At 39.6% G+C, this 19,146-nt stretch carries 14 protein-coding genes and 1 other annotated feature; of the genes, 6 read left to right on the forward strand and 8 right to left on the reverse strand.

What is annotated here, in order from left to right; translation table 11 throughout:
- Nucleotides 1-2: 2 nt before the first annotated feature.
- Together N1I87_RS13465 and ezrA are read right to left on the reverse strand one after the other, a co-directional pair.
- Nucleotides 3-1,145: a cysteine desulfurase family protein gene (locus N1I87_RS13465; protein WP_341102261.1), complete on the reverse strand. Its 1,143-nt coding sequence runs from the start codon at nt 1,143-1,145 to the stop codon at nt 3-5.
- Nucleotides 1,146-1,358: 213 nt separating this feature from the next.
- Nucleotides 1,359-3,056, reverse strand: a complete 1,698-nt coding sequence (gene ezrA, locus N1I87_RS13470) for a septation ring formation regulator EzrA (protein WP_341102264.1) — start codon at nt 3,054-3,056, stop codon at nt 1,359-1,361.
- 649 nt (nt 3,057-3,705) lie between these two features.
- Here ezrA and hisJ point away from each other — a divergent pair.
- Complete coding sequence (hisJ, locus tag N1I87_RS13475) at nt 3,706-4,533, forward strand: histidinol-phosphatase HisJ (RefSeq protein WP_341102267.1); 828 nt, start codon at nt 3,706-3,708, stop codon at nt 4,531-4,533.
- On the opposite strand, the gene refZ is transcribed toward hisJ, so the two are convergent.
- On the reverse strand, nt 4,526-5,173 hold the full coding sequence (gene refZ / locus N1I87_RS13480; RefSeq protein ID WP_341102269.1) for a forespore capture DNA-binding protein RefZ: 648 nt from the start codon (nt 5,171-5,173) through the stop codon (nt 4,526-4,528). The genes hisJ and refZ overlap by 8 nt on opposite strands.
- A gap of 313 nt (nt 5,174-5,486) precedes the next feature.
- Between refZ and N1I87_RS13485 the strand changes: the two genes are divergently transcribed.
- Entirely contained in the window at nt 5,487-5,972 is a 486-nt protein-coding gene (locus N1I87_RS13485) for a GAF domain-containing protein (RefSeq protein ID WP_341103398.1), read from the forward strand.
- A 72-nt stretch (nt 5,973-6,044) separates the two neighbouring features.
- Here N1I87_RS13485 and N1I87_RS13490 read toward each other — a convergent pair whose 3' ends face one another.
- Together N1I87_RS13490 and N1I87_RS13495 are read right to left on the reverse strand one after the other, a co-directional pair.
- The gene (locus tag N1I87_RS13490) at nt 6,045-7,874 is read right to left on the reverse strand and encodes a sensor domain-containing diguanylate cyclase (RefSeq protein ID WP_341102272.1); all 1,830 of its coding nucleotides are present in this window, start codon (nt 7,872-7,874) and stop codon (nt 6,045-6,047) included.
- Nucleotides 7,875-8,086: 212 nt separating this feature from the next.
- Entirely contained in the window at nt 8,087-9,448 is a 1,362-nt protein-coding gene (locus N1I87_RS13495) for an IS4 family transposase (RefSeq protein ID WP_003353499.1), read from the reverse strand.
- A gap of 953 nt (nt 9,449-10,401) precedes the next feature.
- Between N1I87_RS13495 and rpsD the strand changes: the two genes are divergently transcribed.
- Nucleotides 10,402-11,004: a 30S ribosomal protein S4 gene (gene rpsD / locus N1I87_RS13500; protein WP_003355671.1), complete on the forward strand. Its 603-nt coding sequence runs from the start codon at nt 10,402-10,404 to the stop codon at nt 11,002-11,004.
- A 184-nt stretch (nt 11,005-11,188) separates the two neighbouring features.
- Here the strand turns inward: rpsD and N1I87_RS13505 are convergent, their stop codons facing one another.
- From N1I87_RS13505 to acsA, 3 genes are all read right to left on the reverse strand, one after another.
- Nucleotides 11,189-12,550 carry an IS4 family transposase gene (locus N1I87_RS13505; protein WP_341100516.1) on the reverse strand — a complete coding sequence of 454 codons (1,362 nt, stop codon included), beginning with the start codon at nt 12,548-12,550 and terminating at the stop codon, nt 11,189-11,191.
- Between the two features lie 162 nt (nt 12,551-12,712).
- Nucleotides 12,713-13,969: a tyrosine--tRNA ligase gene (gene tyrS / locus N1I87_RS13510; protein ID WP_327797785.1), complete on the reverse strand. Its 1,257-nt coding sequence runs from the start codon at nt 13,967-13,969 to the stop codon at nt 12,713-12,715.
- 59 nt (nt 13,970-14,028) lie between these two features.
- Nucleotides 14,029-14,239, reverse strand: a binding site (T-box leader).
- Between the two features lie 301 nt (nt 14,240-14,540).
- Entirely contained in the window at nt 14,541-16,259 is a 1,719-nt protein-coding gene (gene acsA / locus N1I87_RS13515; RefSeq protein ID WP_270583299.1) for an acetate--CoA ligase, read from the reverse strand.
- Nucleotides 16,260-16,516: 257 nt separating this feature from the next.
- Between acsA and N1I87_RS13520 the strand changes: the two genes are divergently transcribed.
- The 3 genes from N1I87_RS13520 to N1I87_RS13530 are packed head-to-tail and all read left to right on the forward strand — an operon-like array spanning nt 16,517 to nt 18,984.
- Complete coding sequence (locus N1I87_RS13520) at nt 16,517-17,149, forward strand: GNAT family N-acetyltransferase (RefSeq protein WP_341102274.1); 633 nt, start codon at nt 16,517-16,519, stop codon at nt 17,147-17,149.
- 33 nt (nt 17,150-17,182) lie between these two features.
- On the forward strand, nt 17,183-17,830 hold the full coding sequence (locus N1I87_RS13525; RefSeq protein ID WP_040342025.1) for an acetoin utilization AcuB family protein: 648 nt from the start codon (nt 17,183-17,185) through the stop codon (nt 17,828-17,830).
- On the forward strand, nt 17,827-18,984 hold the full coding sequence (locus N1I87_RS13530) for an acetoin utilization protein AcuC (RefSeq protein WP_341103401.1): 1,158 nt from the start codon (nt 17,827-17,829) through the stop codon (nt 18,982-18,984). Before N1I87_RS13525 ends, N1I87_RS13530 begins: the two co-directional genes overlap by 4 nt.
- Nucleotides 18,985-19,146 lie beyond the last annotated feature (162 nt).

Raw genomic sequence — 19,146 nt, forward strand, 5'->3', positions numbered from 1 at the left:
GGTCATCTCCTCTTTGTTTTCGTAATCGTAGGCAATAATTCTTTTAACGTCGTGATAAATTCTTTTGCCTCTTCCATTGTGTTTTCATACGATAAACTGATGCGAACGCTGAAATCTGCCTCTTTTTCCGGTACTCCCATAGCCAGTAATGTACGGCTCGGCTGATTTTGCCGCGAAGAACAAGCACTTGTAGTCGACAGAAAGAACCCTTTTGATTCCAGCGCATGAACGAGTACTTCGCCTCGAACACCGGATATGGCAAAATTAATGATATGAGGCGCCCCGGAATCCGGAGAATAAATCGTGACGTCTTCTATAGAGCGCAAACTCTTGAATAAATAACGGCGAATATTTTCCATTTCTTTCAAACCCGTCTTTTGTTTTTCCATGGTCATTCGCAAAGCTTTTGCCATGGCAACAATCCCACCGGTGTTTTCAGTTCCGCTTCGCACATTTTTTTCTTGGCTTCCTCCTGAAAATAGCGGCGAAATTCGAATGCCTTCTTTTATATAAAGAATGCCGGTTCCTTTTAAACCGTGGAATTTGTGTGCCGAAATAGAACAGAAATCAATGATTCCGTCAGACAGCGGCAAAGGAATTTTCCCCGCTCCTTGAACATGGTCAACATGGAAAAAAATTTTAGGGAAATTTTTCAATAGTTTTCCAATTTCTTCGACCGGTTGTATAGACCCAATTTCATTGTTGACATGCATAACGGAAACGAGAATGGTTTCCGGCCGAATTGCTTTTTCCACATCTTCCACTCGAACCATTCCATTTTTATCCACAGGCAAATAAGTGACTTCAAAGCCAAGATCCTCCAACTGCTTGCATGCATTGTGCACGGAAGGATGCTCAATCGAAGTCGTGATAATATGGTTTCCTCGATGGCGGTATTGCAACGCAGTCCCCTTAATCGCCAAATTATTCGATTCTGTTCCGCCGGAAGTGAAAAACACTTCACTTGGTTTGCAACGAAGCAAAGAAGCAATCTGCTTTCTCGCTTCAGTCAATAATTTTTCCGCTTGTCCTCCAAAAGAATGGAGGGAAGACGGATTCGCATAAAAATTCTCATTTATTTTTAAAAATGACTCCATTACTTCCTTATATGGTTTTGTGGTGGCACTGTTATCGAAGTAAATCATAATTCACACCTTCTCTGTGAATGATTTCTCACACTCAAATACTAATAATAACATAGCCTGAAGTAGGGAACAATCAGAAAGAAAGCACCTTATCATTCTAAAAAACCGAAAAAAAAGAAAGCAGACGATTCAAAGTAAGATTCGAACTCTTCCCCACAATCTAAGCCTGTTCTTAAATGGGGAGGCCAAATCCATTTGAATCAGCCGCTTTCTTTAGTCTTTACCATCCATATTCAATAGATCCGATAGTTTTTTCAAAAATTGAGGATCCACTTTTTCCACTGCAGCTGCAGCTTGCTCAAGCGCCTCGCTGAATTCATAATTTCTAAAAGCTTTTTCCGCTTCAATCAGTTTTTCTCGAACGTTCGGATATTGGCTCCGATAACGATTACCATACTGGATGACTTTTTCCGCCAAAAACACCTGTTCAATCAATTCATCTGTTTTTTGATTGAGAACTTCCACCGCTTCCACAGCCAGTTCCAGCTTGTCTTGAACTTGGTTCATGTTCAACGGCTTCATTTGAAGGCACTGAATGACCTCATTGATTCGTTCTGATGCATCCTCCATCAATGATTTATAGGAATCCGGCAAGCCGGGCACATTGCTTTTCGCCACTTTACGATGGGATTCGTGTATCATTTTTCTCAATTCTTCCAATTTATCTCTAGCGGCTAATTCATCTTTTCGCAAGTTCCCTAAAAACTCCGCAAATCTCTCCTGCTCCTCTTGAAGCGATTCAATGCTTTTTCGAATCTCCATTAAATCATCGTTTAACAGCGAATAAGCAGACTGTTTGGCAAATATTTTACTGGACACGATTTCATACCGTTTCTCCAACAGAGACAATTCTTTATCTAATTTCTTTGGCACATCAATTTGTTCGTCTACTAAATGATAACTTTCTTGAACAATTTGGGTTTCTTCTTTCAGTTTTCTGTTGTTTTTTTTCAGTTTTTGCAGCAGCTCAAATGTTTGGTTGTTGTTTTGGATTATGTCATGCTTTGCTTTCACTTCTTTTTCCAACAATTCGTACAGAAGATCAATATTTTCCCTCGTCTCGTTCAACGAATCTTCTACTTCTTGAATTTCGGTTTTCGCGATTAAATCTTTATAAAGATCCAGCTCTTTCCGGATTCTCGCAATTTCTTTATCAAGCTGCAAATGATTAAGAATATACCCTTGCTTTTCCATTTCTTTATATCCTTCCTCAAGCTCATCCAGCTGGGAAGGAAGCAAGCTTGTGCATTCCGGTATCAGCACCGGTATGCGCTCCATCTTATGCAGCAAATCCGCCATTTCTTCTTTCAGATTCAATACAAGCTCTCTTGCTTCCAAATAGTTCCCCTCAGCGGTCAGTTCTTCAAATTGATCGAATTGAGAGGACAGACTATCAAGCTTTATTTCCAATATAGGTGCGGTTTTTCCATATGTATGACGATGAGCAAGCAGTCTTTTTCGAGCGGAACGATATTTTTCTTTTATCTCTTCCATATCTCTGCGGTTCTTTTCTTCACTGCCTACTAGTTCATTCAGCTCTTGCAATAAATTATCAATTTTCTCCTCTGCACTGTCCAAATTTTCTTCAATTTGTCTCATGATTTCTTGTGCTTTTCGAAAACGGTATTTGTCAATGCAACTCTCGGCATCTATCAGCTTTTCATCGATTGCCGGCAACTCCGTCGTAATGATTTCATCCCATGTTTGACGCCACCGTTCAAATAATTCTTCCGTTTGTCCAGTCATATTTAATTTTTTTACTTTTTTCAATTCATCCGCTACAGGTCGATTCATAATTTCGATTTTGCGTTTGTCCAATTGATCTACAACTTGATACTTTTTTCTTTTCATTAAGAAACCTATTGTGACCATTATGATGATCAATAAGAATGTGCCGATGACGAACTCCATCGTAAGCCCCCTGTTCCACATATGCCGTACTTTCTCTAAATAAACCCCGCTTTATTGTCCATAATTTCCCGCCTGTAAAAGAGGGGGACGGACTAATCCAGTTGTGGCTCCCAGGTGCTCGAGGTCAACCCCCATCTTGTTGTGGTGGTTGAAACACCGCCACCTCGCAAGCTGTCTTGTGCTTGTCGCACCTTCAGTCGCCTCACTTTTTTATTAATCCTGCTGCGGCTTAAGCCTCTGTTACAAAATCCCTTCCGGCTCTCTGCCTTCCGCCAAATCCCGCCGTGAGATATTTTGATTCAAAGGCAAACGCTGCTCTTATATGATATATAACTTATCCTTGTCCCTTCACCCAACAAGGATCCGTTACGGACAGTTCATCGTTTTATCGTAAAAATATCTTAATGTAAATATGATACCATGTGAATGATCTTTTTTGACAAATAAATTCTAATTTTTTACCAGGAAACTCAAAAATTTGATACACTTTTATTCATACGAAAGAAATATCTTTTCATCGAGGATCCGACTTTCGATTCTCTCATTAAAATTGACTTTGCCGATCAATTATAATAAAGGTTTCGTTTCTAATCTTTATTTTAGCTTATTTCCATCATAAATTCGAGCATCGAAAGGAGAAATACTATTTATGAGGGTCGATGGTCATATTCACACTCCTTATTGCCCGCACGGAACCAATGATTCTTTCGAGTCGTACATAGAAACAGCCATTTCTCTTGGCTTTGAAAAAATAACCTTTACCGAACACGCCCCGCTTCCGGACGGATTTATTGATACGACTCCGACGAAAGACAGCGGTATGGATCCCGGCCAAATCGATGATTACATAGAAGAAGTTTCCGAATGGAAAAAGAAATATAAAGGGATTATTGATATCCAAATTGGACTGGAAGTGGATTACATCGAGGGGTACGAGCAAAAAACAAAAGAATTTTTGAATCGATACGGGCCGCTTTTGGATGATGCCATTTTATCCGTCCACTTCCTAAAAAAAGGGAATGAGTGGTACTGCCTTGACTACAGCGCTGAGCTCTTTGGAAAGATCGTTGATGTTTTCGGCTCCGTTGAAAAGACATATGAATGCTATTACGAGACGGTATTAAAATCCATAGCGGCAGATCTTGGCCAATATCGCCCGGCAAGAATCGGCCATGTCACGCTTGTTCGCAAATTTCAAAACAAATTTCCTTGCCGAAAATCTTTTGACCATATGATTGAATCGATTTTATCGGCTGTAAAGAAAAATAGCTTTTCCTTAGATTACAACGGTGCAGGCGTCCACAAACCGGATTGTCTGGAACCATACCCGTCGAATGACATCGCTTTGAAAGCAGCTGAAATGGGCATCCCTCTTATTTATGGATCAGACGCCCATCAAGCAAAGGATCTTGGCCAAGGCAGAAAAAAGATGATCCTTTCTCTTCTTGAGGACGGCTCCGGCAAGACAGTCAAATAATTTTTCTGTCAAAATGACGCGTTTCTTGCAAGGAGCATAACGTTGAGTCGATCCAACGCTCGATCATGATCATGTATTTTTCAACAAAATATTTTTCTTGAGGGAATGTGTGCCAAACCTCCCGCAAATATTGACTTTGTAAAAACGGCATCGTCAGCAGCGATTTTAATTGAATGATCACTAAACTTTCCGGCAGATTGGCGAAAATTCCCTCTTTGATTCCTTGTTCCAGGATCAAATGAAAAAGATATTTTTCCTTCACTAAATAGGATGCAATAATTTCACGTGAGATTTGGGAGTCAATAGACACTTCCCTCCAGACAAAACGAGTCAATAAATGATTTTCTCTTTGAAACGAAAGTATGCTTTTCAAGCCTTGTTTTAAACATTCATCCGGGGGCGCCATTTCAAGTAAAAATACTTTTTCTTCCAGACAAGACAAATAGCCTTCAAAAAATTGGGTTAAACACGCTTCCAATAATCCTTGTTTTCCTTTAAAATAATAGGAGATATTCGCTGGGTTCACTTTGGCTTTTTTGGCTATGTCCCTTACCCCGGTTCCGTCATAGCCTTTTGTATTAAAAAGAACAATGGCTGCGTCTATAATTAATTCTTTCGTTTCCTTTAATGTTGCGTTCATTTTCTTCCCTCTTCTCTCCTTAATTGATCGCGATGTTTAGGACAAAACAAAAACTGGGATTTTTGATTCATTGATCGATCAGAATTTTCTGTTTTTCGACTGTTTGCCTTTCCTATTTGAGAAATTGGGGGTTCTCTTTGTTGCAGAGATGCGAATGAAACGGTGACGTGCCCATTGATTATGTCTGTAACCAATCAAAGCTGTAAAACTTATTCTTTATCAAATTTCGGATTCATACGTAAAAATCCTTTATAATTTTATCGACATTTTCTTTCAGAATCGACGTGAATTTTCAGAGAGAAGGGTGATCATGATGTTTCAAACAGAAACGTACAAAGGCTCTAAAAAAGAGCAGTATCAACTCGTCATCAAACAATTGAAAGCCTTGATGGAGTCCGAAACGAACAGAATCGCCAATTTAAGCAATGCTTCCGCTTTATTAAATCAATTTCTTAAAGAAATAAATTGGGTCGGCTTTTATTTATATGAACAAGAAAAAAATGAACTTGTCCTCGGACCGTTTCAAGGACTGCCGGCCTGCGTCCGCATCCCGCTCGGAAAAGGGGTTTGCGGAACAGCGGCAGCAGAACGCAAAACCATCCGTGTAGAAGATGTTCATCAGTTTCCCGGCCATATCGCCTGCGATGCCGCTTCCCAATCGGAAATAGTCGTTCCGATGATTAAAGCGGGACAGTTAATCGGTGTTCTCGATATCGACAGTCCTATTATCAATCGTTTTGATGAGATCGATCAAAGCATGTTGGAACAATTTGTTCATGCTTTAGTGGAATTTTTATAAGAAAGGCTTGTTTGCTTTCGAAAAAAGAGGCAGATTCCAAATTTTATTTGGAATCCGCCTCATCTCGTCTTGTTATGAAAAAGGCATTTTGCTGTCGTTTTCACTATGATAACTAATGGTCATTTTGTTTTTGCCGGTTGCTTTCGAAACGTACAGTGCTTGGTCGGCTTTTTTAAACAACGATTCTACGTCTTCTCCACTTCCTTTGTACCATTGCGACATTCCGCAAGAAACCGTCACTTTCGGATTCGTCTTTTCTTCCACTTCTACTACTATCCTTTGTGAAAGTTTCTCTGCTTCATTCACAGTCAAATGAGGAAAATAGATAGACAGCTCCTCTCCGCCCCATCTTGCAGCTATTCCTTTTTGACCGGAGACAGATTGAATAATTTTGGCCACTTGAACGATGACCTCATCCCCTACTTGATGTCCGTACGTGTCATTGATTTTTTTAAAATCATCAATATCGATCAGAAGAAAGCTCCCTTGTTCGTCGTTCTGCAGCGACTCGCTCATCTTTGACTCCAAATAGTTTCGGGAATATAAATTCGTTAAATGATCGGTAATCACAAGACGTTCAAGTTCCTCTCTTAAAAGAGAATTGGTCAAAGCCAATGTGGAATGATAAATCAAGGACTGCAGCAATTTATACATATCAAACGTAAATCCATAGGCGCTGTCTTTCAATACAATGCAAAATCCTTTTAGCATGTCGCTTTCAAACATGGGAACAGCCATTAATGAACGATATGGAAATTTTCTAACCGTTATTTTTCTGGCTATGTCCCCAATAAATATCGAATCTTTTTCTTCTTCCATTCTCTTTCCTACATACGATATGTACATTTTTCCCGATTCATCAAAAAAAATCGGGGAGCTTCCTTCCAATACTTTATAGCCATCTTTTTCTATAAAAATGAATCCGCAAGCAGAAGCTCCAAAGGAGGAAAGGATTTTGGACTGCAAAAACAATATAGTATCGGAAAAGCGCAAATTGGAATTCAGCTGCCGCGATGTTTCGTTGATAAGCTGCAAATCGGCAATAAATCGTCTCGATTGCTGATAAAGCTTGGCATTTTCCAAAGCACTTCCACCTGTTTCCACAAGCAGCCGAATAAACTCAATTCTTTCGTCGCTCAATTGAAAAAGCGGACAATCGACTTTTAAAAGTCCGTACACCCCTTGCTTTCCTTTTATAGGGACATATAAAACACTTTTGTTTGCTTGCGTTAAGTGCTCCACTTTTACTTCGCCGCTTACATAGGCTTCCATCGCCATAGAACGAGTATTTTCCATTTCAAATAAACGGAAAGGCATTTCTATGTCATTTTTATCAATCGTAAGATTTAACGAATAAAAATAATGAGGAAAAACACGTTTGAGGGTGTCCACCATTTCGTTTAATACACATTCAATATTCATTGAAGAATGAAATCTTTTTGTTGCTTGAAACAATTCTTTATAAAATTTTTCCCCATTCGAGATGGAAGAAACAAAGGCATAACGTTGAAAAAAACGATGGCTTTCTTCCGTAAATTCTTTTAAAAACCTTTCGGTGATTTTTTCTTCCAAAGGAGTTTTTACAAATAAACAGCCATAGACTTCATGTTCACAAAGAAACTGGACGCCAAACGAATATTCGGAATAGCAGCGACTGACATCCAGGATATCCCGTTGTACCCATCGTTTATTTTCAAACAGATGCTCGATCTCTTTCCGCTGTTCATTTGAAACGGTTTGCATCGAACTTTTGTCCAAAAAATGGAATTTTTCTGACTTTAAAATGTCAGAAACAGATTTCAGCCATTTTTGTTGAACATTTTGTTCATCCGGGTCCACGATAAGCTCATATAGTTTCGCTTTGTACAAAGTCATCATATTTTTCAAAAAGATTTCGTCCATCCTTTAATCACCTGTGTTTCCCATCCAATTGATTTTGCAGCGGCTGCAAAGCTCCACACAGCTCTGCACGCTTAAAAGGAAGGATTCCCGGTTTCCATTTCAATCATGTTGCGTCAACTGACGTAAAGGTTTTGAAACTCGTACCTTCCAACTATAAAATTTTCCTCATTTAGATCCATGTCAATCATACAAAACGATTTTTAATTAAATACTCAACTTTCGCACACAGAAATATGGAGACAGTCCTTGATATAACGAGGTAAAGAAGTAATCCAATTGGACAGTTGACACTGAAAAATGTCCATACTCAAATAAACCTTAGCTTCAGCCAAAGTTTGGAAAAGAGAAATCAATTGTAGTAAAGCCGTTTTAAAGTCCATCTCCTTTACTTCGTCACATAGAAACAAGAATAAGTTGCCCATGGTCTTCGGATCCTCTTCTTTCCGAAGTTGCCAAGCAATCAAGATATACCGAGTGAAGACAATGGTAGTATGGCTAATCATCATGTCATAGGAACGACCTTGAAACTCTTTGGCTAAATGTAAAAACGATTTACTGAATTTAAAAAAGGTTTCAATGTCCCAACGCATCCCATAGATTCGAACGATTTCTTCATTAGACAGCGTGGTATCTGTACTCAAAATGGCCAGCCATTCACTTTGGTTGTTTCGATTCCGCACAAACACGATTTTCACTGGTAAACCCGTATGAAGGGTTGCGTGAATCGAGCCGAGTGTTTCTTTTTTGCCAATGTCTCGTTTCGCTTTTCGATACAGTTGTTCCAAGGTTAAACGTTCTCCGTTGAAAAGATACCGTTGTTTCAGCTGTTTGACCATACCAATGACAAAAAGGCCTTTGGAGTGAATCTTCTCCACCAACGGGGCATGAGTAAACCATGTATCCATGAGCACATAATCAGCGAAAATTCCTTTATCCAATGCATGTTCTACTAATTTCAACACCATGTTTGGTTTTGCTTCCAATGCCTCGAGCCGTCGTTTGTAGCCTGTGGTTCGTTTATCAATGGACGAATGGATTTCGTTCAAGCGATTCTTTTGGTTCGCTGAACTCAAAAGAGCGAAATCGATAGGTACAAATGTAAAGCCATCGGACCATCCGAGCGTTAATAGTTGAAAACCATTGACAAACTGACGAGTGGAATGATCGAATACTTTAGCTAGAAGCTCAACCGATTTACTACGGTTACGAGAATAAATCGAATCGTCTACAATAAACACGGTAACACGGCGCTTCGAAATCGTTTGTTTCACACGACGAATCACTTCGGAGCTCAGAGATAGTAAAAAGGTTCTCCAGTTATACGTAGACGAGTTCAAAAAACGATAAATGGTATCTTTTCCTGGTAAATCGGCAGCCTTTTTGCTTTGTAAGGCGTGGTACCAGTTTCTGTATTGAAAAACAAGAAGAAATAATAGTTGAAAAATCGATAAACAAGAATAACCACAAGCCTTGATAATTCCTGCTTTTCTTAAATGATTACCAATTTGTAATTCAGAAAATCCGTCTTTTATTTCTTTTGGTAATTGCGCAAAATACTCTTTTTTCGTTATCATAATGGTGACACCTTTCTTTCTTTGGTTTTTGGTTTGGTCACCAATAGTTTACCAAAAGAAAGAGGTGTCTTTTTGTTTTTTAGACGAATTTTTTCAGTGTCAAGTGAATATGAGATACCCAAAGAAACCTATCAAATCAAGGATTATTCATAAATTTTTCACTGCGAAAGTTGAGTTAAATATTTTTTCGGAATGTTACATAAATTTAATCACCTTGCATTATTTTCAAATCAATCCTTTATAGTATAGCATAGAAAAAAAGATTATTATATATATTATTCAAACTTTTTCCATTGTCCTGATTTATTATTTTTTTACTACCTTAATTCCATAAATATGAAAAAAGAAATGACTATTTCACTAATAAATAAGTTTTATCTTCCTCTCGAATTTTAATTAAGACAATAAAAATAGTTAGTCGGGGATGCAAAAACAGAAAAGAGAAACAGGAGGAATAAAAAATTCATTGATCAGATTCAAGCAAGCAGTTTGGCAGTCTTTCTCATTTTCATATTAGAAACACTCATTTCAGCACACCTGTTTATGAAATCATTGTTTCGATTTCAAGGATACTCCAAGTTCATTTCGCAGGCTGATCCTATCCTTTTGAAGCAAACTTTTGATGATTCCGTTTCAATGCCTTATTCTGAAATCAGTGCTCCCACTTTCTTTTCGCTATCCAATCAACTTTCACCTTTTTCTTAAAACGCCCTTGACTCACACAACAAGACGACATATAATGAGTTTTGTGTAAAATAAAGTAAGCAGCCTTTGTGAACACATTTTTGCGTTCATTTTGTTCCTCACATCCAATGAGAATAAATCTTGGATGAGGTGCATCGCGTAACCCTTAGCTGCTGGGGCGATGGTGCATGAAAACAAAATGGCCAAAATTGCTGTCTCACGCCTGTTTTTTATTTTACAACAAAATAAAATAAAGGAGGAGTTTTTCCATGGCTCGTTACACTGGTCCTACATGGAAAATTTCCCGTCGCCTTGGCATTTCCTTAAGCGGAACGGGGAAAGAATTAGAAAAACGCCCATATGCTCCTGGACAACATGGTCCAAACCAACGTAGAAAACTTTCCGAATATGGTCTTCAATTGCAAGAAAAACAAAAATTACGCCATATGTACGGAGTAAATGAACGTCAATTCCGTAATCTGTTCGTAAAAGCTGGCAAAATGAAAGGGGTTCACGGTGAAAACTTCATGATTTTGCTTGAATCCCGTCTTGACAATCTTGTTTATCGTCTCGGTTTAGCGCGTACTCGCCGCCAAGCTCGTCAGCTTGTTAACCACGGTCATATTCTTGTAGATGGAAGCCGCGTAGATATTCCATCTTACCAAGTTCGCCCGGGTCAAACCATCGGTGTTCGCGAAAAATCTCGCAACCTTGACATCATTAAAGAATCCGTGGAAGCTAACAACTACGTTCCTGAATATTTAACTTTTGATGCTGATAAATTAGAAGGAACTTATACTCGTCTTCCAGAACGTTCTGAGCTTCCTGCTGAAATTAACGAATCTCTTATCGTTGAGTTCTACTCTCGTTAATCAATTTAAAAAGAGCCTGTTTAGGCTCTTTTTTCATTTCTTCGCTCGTCGGTTCCCCATTTTTTTCGATTCCTCAATGAAAGAATCTCTTCTCTTTTGAGGAAAAAAGCTTTTAACATCCGTATTCATATAACAGAAACAGCGTCCCATGACTTTTTAGGACGCTGTTTTTATTCTTAGTATCTCAACTTTCGCACACAGAAATATTTAAGCATTGCTTGATATAATTAGGTATAGTGGCCAACCATTTATTCATTTGATTTTTAAAGATGTCCATGTTCAAAGAAACCTCGGCTTCCGCCAAAGTTTGGAAAAGGTCAATAAGTGATTGAAGGGCAGTAATAAAATCTATGTCTTTTACATCTTCGCAAAGGATGTAAAAAAGGTTGCCAATCGTCTTAGGATCCTCCTCTTTTCGCATTTGCCAAGCAATGAGAATATATCGTGTAAAAACAATGGTTGTATGGCTAATTAACATGTCGTAGGAACGTCCTTGGAATTCTTTCTCTAAATTTAAAAGGGATTTATTGCATTTGAAGAAGACTTCAATGTCCCAACGCATGCCGTAAATACGAATGATCTCTTCATTTTCTAATGTTGTATCTGTGCTGAGAATGGCAAGCCATTCGCTCCGTTTATTACGGTTTCGTACAAATAGAATTTTTACTGGAATTCCATTGTCTAAAGTAGCATAAACGGATCCGCGAATGTCTTTTTTACCCATGTGAGGTTTTGCCAATTTGTAAAGTTGATTCAGTGTGAAACGTTCACCATTGTAAACGTATCGCTGCTTTAATTGCTTCACCAAGCCAATGACAAATAACCCTTTGTTCGTAATCTTCTCAATTAAAGGCGCTTGTGTAAACCAGGAATCCATGAGAACATAGTCAGCTATAATCCCTTTTTCAAGCGCATGATCAAGTAAAGCTGAAGCCACGTCCGGTTTTGATTTCAGAGCTTCCTGGCGACGCTTATAGCCAGATGTTCGTTTATCAATATTGGTATTGATTTCTTGCAGGCGATTTTCCTTTTTCGGTGAACTTAGAAGAGCAAAATCAACGGGAATAAAAGTAAAACTATCGGTCCAGCCAAGGGTAAGCATTTGAAACCCTTTCAAGTACTGATGGGTAGAGTGATCAAAAACCTTAGCCAACAGTTCAACCGACTTACTACGGTTTCTTGAAAAGACAGAATCATCAATCACAAAAGCTGTGACACGATCTTTTGAAGTTAATGGTTGAAGCAGACGGATCATTTCACTGCTTAATGAAAGCAGAAACTTTCTCCAATGATAGGTTGGTGTATTTAAAAAGCGATAGACTGTATCCTTTCCGGGCAGATCCTGAGATCGTTTACTCATAAAAGCACGAAACCAGTTCTTATATTGGAAGACTAAAAGAAAAATCCGTTTGAAAACAGTAAGACAAGAATACCCGGAAAGTTTCGTAATATTCGCTTTTCTTAAATGATATCCAATATTTAATTCGGAGAATCCTTGTTTAATTTCTTTTGGTAATTGCGCAAAGTAGTCTTTATTCGTTATCATAGTGGTGACACCTTTCTTTTGGATTTGGTTTCGTCACCAATATTTTACCAAAAGAATAGGTGTCTTTCTTTATGTTTTAAAAAATGTCAAATGATAATTTTGTACTTCCCAAAACCATTTACATCAAGCATTTAAACAAGATTTTGGACTGCGAAAGCTGAGTTAGTATTTAATTAAAAAGTATTTCTTTTTCCCTCTGCGGACAATCGTAAACTGGCCCTCAATACGGTCATTTTCCGTTAATTGATAGCTTGTATCCGTGACTCTTTCTCCGTTGATATAGATGGCTCCATTTTGAATATCTTCGCGAGCCTGGCGTTTCGATGGAGAAATTTTTGCTTGGACTAATAAATCAACCAAACCCAGTTCTTGAGTTTCCTTCACTTCATAGGAAGGGACATCTTTAAATCCTTGTTTAATCTCTTCTGCTGATAATTGTTTAATATCTCCGCTGAATAACGATTCTGAAATGCGAATCGCTTGATTGAGCGCCTCTTGGCCATGAATAAGGCGGGTCATTTCTTCCGCAAGCGCTTTTTGAGCTTTGCGCAAATGCGGCTCTTTTTTCAATGATTGTTCCAAATCCTCAATTTCTTCTTTTGTCAGGAACGTAAAGTATTTTAAGTATTTCACTACATCTTCATCCGCTGTGTTAATCCAAAATTGATAGAATTCATAAGGAGAGGTCTTTTCCGGATCCAGCCAAACAGCACCGTTTTCTGTTTTCCCGAATTTTGTGCCATCTGCTTTCGTCACAAGCGGGATCGTTAAACCATACGCTTTTGCTCCGTCATGAATCTTTCGAATTAATTCCAATCCGGTTGTAATGTTGCCCCATTGGTCGCTTCCGCCGATTTGTAATTTACATTGATACTCATCGAACAAATGCAAAAAGTCGATCCCTTGCAAAATCGTGTAGCTGAACTCTGTAAACGAAATACCGGTTTCTAGGCGGGAAGCGATCGTATCTTTTGCCAGCATGTAATTGATGCCGATGTATTTTCCATAATCACGCAAGAACGTAATGACGTTCATCGTACTTGTCCAGTCATAATTATTGACGAGCACCGCTCCGTTGGATCCATCAAAATCAAAAATTTTCTCTAATTGTTTTTTCAACCCTTTTACATTTTCTTGAACCGTTTCAATCGTTTGAAGTTTGCGTTCTTCTTTTTTCCCGCTTGGATCGCCAATCATCCCCGTTGCTCCACCGATCAGCACAATCGGTCGGTGCCCGTGCTGTTGAAAACGACGAAGTGTCAAAAACGGAAGCAAATGTCCAATATGCAGACTGTCAGCCGTTGGATCCACTCCGCAATATAGCGAAATCTTTTCGTTTTCAAGAAGCTCCTTAATATCCTGTTCATCTGTTTGTTGGTAAATGATCCCTCTCCACTGTAATTCTTCCAGTAAATTCACGGTTGTTCCTCCTTTGATCAAGAAATTTTTTCCAAACGCAAAAAAGTCCCTGCTAAAAAAGCAGGGACGCTGTTCGCGCGGTACCACCCAAATTGAGAATTGCTTCTCCACTCATTGATTGCTAACGGTTTAGACCGTTCGCCGCTACTCTCCTTTTCACGGCAAAAGCTCCGGGAGGTAATTCGTTCAACTGCATGTATCGGTTTGCACCATCCACCGACTCTCTGAAAGCAAAGACAGCGAACTACTGATTCCCTTCACGGCTTTTCCACGATGCATTTGTCATTCTACATTCGTTCATATATGAATTTTTATCACAGTTATATAGGATTGTCAATGCGACGTAAAAATTTAGGCAAAGTCATTTGTCATTCAAGCCGCTTGTTGGATCACTTGGATCGAAGAAATCTCGGCATTAGCTATGACAACGATCTTAATGTCAATCATTCTCTTATGAGCAAAAGCAAAAAACAGGGCTGACTAAGCAAACAGTCAGCCCTTTTCACAAAAGGAAGGAAAAGACCTCTTCACTTCGTTTTGTACATGCAGACAATGAAACAACGATTTCGAACTAGTCTTCCATTGTGGATAAGTCGCCAGTCGGCAAGTCTAGTTCCCAAGCTTTTAAGACGCGGCGCATAATTTTTCCGCTTCGTGTTTTCGGTAGTTTGTCGCGGAATTCAATTTCCCTCGGAGCGGCATGAGCCGCCAAGCCTTTCTTAATAAATTGGCGAATGTCTTCCTTCAGTTCATCAGAAGGTTCATATCCTTCCCTTAACGCAACAAACGCTTTAATAATTTCCCCGCGTACAGGGTCCGGCTTCCCGATGACCCCCGCTTCGGCAACTGCGGGATGCTCTACCAATTTACTTTCTACCTCAAAAGGTCCCACTCGTTCACCCGATGTCATAATCACATCATCCACACGTCCCTGGAACCAAAAATATCCATCTTCATCCTTATATGCGGAATCCCCCGATACGTACCAATCTCCGGCTAAAAAGTAAGATTCATATTTCTCTTTATTTTTCCAAATCGTATACATCATGGAAGGCCAACCTTTTTTGATGGCCAAATTCCCCATCCGATTAGGAGGGAGTTCGTTTCCTCTGTCATCCACAATGGCGGCTTTCACGCCGGGAAGCGGTTTGCCCATGGATCCTGGTTTAATCTCCATGCATGGATAATTGCAAATCATAATGGCTCCTGTTTCCGTCATCCACCACGTATCATGGATGCGAACATCAAAAACTTTCTTTCCCCATCGCACCACTTCAGGATTCAATGGTTCACCAACACTCAAAATATGGCGGAGCGAACTTAAATCGAACTGTTTCACGAGCTCATCTCCTGCTCCCATAAGCATTCGAAAAGCGGTTGGAGCACTGTACCAAACGGTAATCTCGAACTCCTCAATCGTCTTATACCAATGTTCAGGATTAAAACGTCCGCCTACAATCACGTTGGATGCTCCCATTAGCCAAGGTCCGAATATGCCATAAGACGTCCCCGTTACCCAGCCCGGATCCGCTGTGCACCAATAAACATCGTCTTCTTTCAAATCGAGCACCCACTTGGCTGTTTGATAATGCTGGATCATCGCATTATGAACATGAAGGACACCTTTTGGCTTTCCCGTAGACCCTGAAGTATAATGAAGGATCAAACCATCGTTTCGATCGACCCACTCGATATCAAACCGTTTGCTGGCGTTTTTCAGTTTGGCCAAAAAGTCGATATGTGTCTCATCTTCTTGAATATCTTTCCCAACCAGAAAAATCTTTTTCAAAGCGGGAAGATCTTGTTTGGGCACCCTGTGCAGAAGTTCCGTTGTAGTGATCAGCACCTTTGCCTCACTATCTTGAAGCCGGTCTCTTACCGCCCCTTCCATAAAGGCCTCGAATAATGGACCGACGATGGCACCGGTCTTGATTGTCCCTAAAAGAGCAAAATACAGTTCAGGCGAACGGGGCATGAAAATAAACACCCTGTCTCCTTTTTGAACATCTCCATACTCCTTCAGAACATTTGCTGCCCGATTTGTCCATTCTTTCATTTCTTTAAACGTATATTTTTCATTTCTTTCAGCGTCTTTATAATAGAGAGCCACTTTATTTTTGCGAAAAGTCTCGACATGGCGGTCAATGGCTTCATAAGCCAAATTGACTTTTCCCGTTTCGTACCAAGAAAAATATTTTTCAGCTTCTTTCCAATCAAACGACTGATAAGTTTCCTCGTAATTTTTTAAATTGAAATCCCCTTTGACGACTGGTAACGCTTCCAACCTCATTTGACCGATTCCCCCTTTCAATATGACAATTTTATTATACTATATTTATTATTTTTTCTCAATTTTTTAAAAATTTCATATGTTACATGATTCTGCCATCCCATCATTTCTCTCTTTACATCATGATCTTTCCATCTTAACTTGATTATACCATTTTTGTCAAAAGAACAAAAACAATCTGAAAAGTTTGTAAAAATAGTTTACCGGTATAGTGCTTATATAAGATAATGAAAGTAAGATTTCAAGGTGGTGACCAGATGGAACATAAAAAAACATATCATTCTCTTAAAATGGAAACTCCGAAAGGAGAACTTATCATTGAAGGTCCAATTTCCTCAAACACGCTGGCAAACTTAGAGTTTCATCAAGATTTAGTTGCTTTTCGCCAGCCTTCAAAGCAGCATAAAGCGCTGATCGAAATTGCCGATCTCCCCGAAGGAAGAATTATCATCGCTCGGGAACATCAAACCATTGTCGGTTATGTAACCTTTCTATATCCTGATCCTCTTGAACGATGGTCAGAAGGAAACATGGAAGATCTTATTGAATTAGGAGCCATTGAAGTGATTCCCGAATATCGGGGATTCGGAGTAGGAAAGAATCTTTTGCGGGTCTCCATGATGGATGATGCCATGGAAGACTATATTATTATAACGACGGAATATTATTGGCATTGGGACTTAAAAGGCACCGGTTTAAATGTTTGGGAATATCGAAAAGTGATGGAAAAAATGATGAATGCCGGCGGTCTTGTTTGGTATGCAACCGATGATCCGGAAATCAGTTCTCACCCTGCCAACTGTTTGATGGCAAGGATAGGAAAAAGGGTCAGCCCCCAATCCATTGAGAAATTCGATCAGCTTCGTTTCATGAACCGATTTATGTATTAAAGTTTGTGTCAAAGGATAAGGAGGCAAATGATGATGATCGTAGAAGAAATTATGAATAAGGAAGTCTATACCCTTCCCCCTGATGCTTCAATTCGAGATGCACTTCAATTGTTAAAATCTAAAAAAATCCGCCATATTCCGGTTGTGGATGAAAAACAACATTTAGTCGGTCTTGTAACAGAGCGGGATTTAAAAAATATCACATCTTCCATTTTTCAAAAAGAAATAAGGGAAGAAATTCTGAAAAAACCCCTTCATTCCTTTATGATAAAAAAAGTTGTAACAGGTCATCCACTAGACTTTGTAGAAGAAGTTGCTTATCTTTTCTACGACAATCAAATTGGCTGTTTGCCCATTGTCCAAGACGGCAAACTTGTGGGAATCCTTTCTGAAACAGAAGTCCTCCATACATTCGTGGAATTGACGGGAGCCAATCAGCCGGGGTCCCAAATTGAAGTAAAAGTCCCTGATAAAACAGGCATTCTGTACGAAGTGGTGACCGTGATTCATAAACAGAAGGCCAATGTTTTGAGCGTTCTTGTATATCCCGACAAAAAGGATGAACGATATAAAATTCTTGTTTTTCGCGTTCAAACGATGAATCCTCTCGAACTCATTCATGCATTAAAGAAGGAAGGGCATACGGTTTTATGGCCAAATATGCCCGGGATTTCCATATGAAAAAAAAGGCCGTATTTATTTATTCAGACGATCTATTAACTTATAAATTCCATAATCAGCATCCGTTCAATCAATTTAGAATCACTTTGACAATAGATTTATTGAAAAGCATTGACGCCTTAAAAGAAGAACATATCATTCCGCCGCGGATCGCCACCGAAAAAGAGCTTACCCTCATCCACGATCCCTCTTATATTCAAGCGGTAAAAAAAGCCGGAGAAGGACAACTATCCCCGGATATCGCCGAAGGATATGGGCTCGGCACGGAGGATACGCCCATTTTTAAAGGCATGCATGAAGCAAGCGCTCTGTTGGTAGGAGGAACATTAACAGCCGTTGATTGGGTCATGACCGACAAAGCCGAACATGCCGTTCACTTAGGCGGAGGGCTGCATCATGGATTTCGCGGAAAAGCTTCCGGTTTTTGCATCTACAATGATAGTTCTGTCGCTATCCAGTATTTGCTGGAAAAATATCATGCCAGGGTTTTGTATGTAGACACCGATGCTCATCATGGCGATGGTGTGCAATGGTCTTTTTATGATGATCCAAATGTTTGTACGTTGTCCATCCACGAAACGGGAAGGTATTTATTCCCGGGCACCGGAAATATCAACGAGAGGGGAAACGGAAAAGGCTACGGCTATTCCTTCAACATCCCTTTGGATGCTTTCACTGAAGATGAATCTTGGCTCCATGCGTATGAAACAGCCATTTGGGAAGTCGCGGCCTATTTTAAACCGGATGTGATTTTGACACAAAATGGTGCGGATGCCCACTATTATGACCCTTTGACCCACTTATCGACTACCATGAAAATTTATGAACGCATTCCTAAAATGGCCCACGCCATTGCCCATCAATATTGCGACGGCCGCTGGATTGCCGTAGGGGGTGGGGGATATGATATTTGGAGAGTCGTTCCCCGGGCATGGTCCCGAATTTGGCTGGAGATGACCGACAATAATCATTTTAACGGTCCTTTACCAGAAAAATGGATATCGAAGTGGTCGAAAAAATCGCCTGTTCCATTGCCTGCTGCTTGGGAAGACCCTGAAGGAATCTACAAACCCATTCCCCGCAAACAGGAAATTACGGAAAAAAACCGCCTAACCGTAGAAAAAGCACTTTACCCGCTGCGGCATGAACATTAAACGAAACCGTCAGTTGATAAAAAATATTATTCGAATTTTCATTTTTTAAACAAGAACCAATCAAAAACACCTATCCGACTGGCTGAACAGGTGCTATGTTTCTTCTTATGAGCATTAGATCACTATTTTTGGATTTGAATATGGTCCCTGCTTTCCTCTTGA

It is taken from the genome of Bacillus sp. FSL W8-0102 (genome assembly GCF_038007225.1).
GTDB lineage: Bacteria > Bacillota > Bacilli > Bacillales > DSM-4216 > Bacillus_O > Bacillus_O smithii.